Source organism: Halorubrum sp. C191 (genome assembly GCF_002727095.1).
GTDB lineage: Archaea > Halobacteriota > Halobacteria > Halobacteriales > Haloferacaceae > Halorubrum > Halorubrum ezzemoulense.
Genome location: NZ_NHNZ01000142.1, coordinates 1 through 1,359 on the forward strand (window position 1 = coordinate 1; position 1,359 = coordinate 1,359).

Annotated in this window: 2 protein-coding genes; one reads left to right on the forward strand and one right to left on the reverse strand. The window is 58.9% G+C overall.

The window, feature by feature from the left end; translation table 11 throughout:
- Nucleotides 1-398 precede the first annotated feature (398 nt).
- The gene (locus tag Z052_RS14160) at nt 399-1,079 is read left to right on the forward strand and encodes a hypothetical protein (protein WP_094579659.1); all 681 of its coding nucleotides are present in this window, start codon (nt 399-401) and stop codon (nt 1,077-1,079) included.
- Between the two features lie 16 nt (nt 1,080-1,095).
- Here Z052_RS14160 and Z052_RS20745 read toward each other — a convergent pair.
- A partial coding sequence (locus Z052_RS20745; protein ID WP_206746948.1) for a hypothetical protein occupies nt 1,096-1,359 on the reverse strand: 264 nt, incomplete at its 5' end.

Here is a 1,359-nt window from a genome sequence, read left to right on the forward strand (position 1 = left end):
CCGCCGCCGTCGACGCCCTCGAAACTCTTTGTCTATCGCGTCTGCTTCGAGGACCGTGCGTCAAGCGGAGGGGGTCGCACGCGCGGCCCGGGATACGTTATGACGGGTATATCCTTACGACCTAAATCGTATATCAGTATACTCTAAATGTAGTCTATTTTTATCGCGGCCGCGCCACGGCGAGCGTCTGTGCGCATGTGGTATGGTAGTGAAAGTGATAACTCTCCCGTGGCGTCCGAATTTCCCCTACGGCTCCGCCGTCGTGTATTCCTGACGCCCGAACTATCTCGTGAGACGGTCGGCACTTTGAAGGCATAACCCCGAGACGTACACGTATCTCGTCGGAAAGACGGCGGGACGGGAGTGCTGGAAACACTCCCGACAGACAGGATGGAAGCATGAGCACTTCACAGACGGGAGACTTCAATCTGTCTCTCACGGCTGACGGTAGCACAGAGGAGACGATCACGGCACTCGTTGAGATAGTCCAGGAACAGCAACGAGAGTTAGAACAACTCCGCGAGGAGCTGGCGGAGACGCAAGCCGCCGTCGACAACGAGCGGGCGGAACGGACGAAGGATATTGCCGAGGACCGCAAGCGACTAACTGACGTTGAGGAACGCCTCGACGCCGTAGAGGAAGGCGGTTCTCCCGACGAATCCCCTACCCCTGACGGCCATGACAACGGCTCCTCGACGCCGTCGACGCCGCTTGAGCGCGTTTGTGCCTTCGACGACGACGTAGCCGACAGGGAATTGACGGCGAACCAATCCCGTGCGAGATTTGTGGCTCAGGACGTAACGGATTACGCCGACAAAGTGCCAGCGGGGTACTCGATACGGAGCGGGGATATTGCCACGGTCCTCCGAGCGGGGACGGATTCGAAGGGACGCACACAGACAGTCGCTCGCGTCATGGACTTCCTCGACTCGCTCGGCGGGGACGGCGTCGACGTGGTGGAAAGACGTGGAACCAAGAGGGTCGTGTTCACAGAGGAAGCAGCCCGTCGTCTCGAACGGCTCGGGGAGACATCGTCTCCGTCAGGTAATCACGGTGTCGTTATCGGGGGAGAGGTGTAGGACGTGATGAGACGCCCTAAGCCGTCAGGCATCTGAAAGGCAATAACACTCCATCGGCGTCTCTCCGTCGTCTTGTAGCAACAGCCAAAGGCAGAAACCTCCTGTATTCAGTGGTGTAGTAGTAGTTGAGGACAGGATCGGCAGAGACTCGGAGTGATTGCTGATAACAACGGGCGTTATGAGATACGACGGCCTCGGCGTCTCGGTCCTCGTCGACGGCTCGACGTTGCGGAGCGGGATACTGTGGCTTTGCCACCGAGATGTACCGCTCCGCGGCTAT

Excerpts from the sequence above, each read along its gene's own strand:
- Z052_RS14160 (WP_094579659.1), top strand. The coding sequence starts at position 399 with ATGAGCACTTCACAGACGGGAGACTTCAATCTGTCTCTCACGGCTGAC.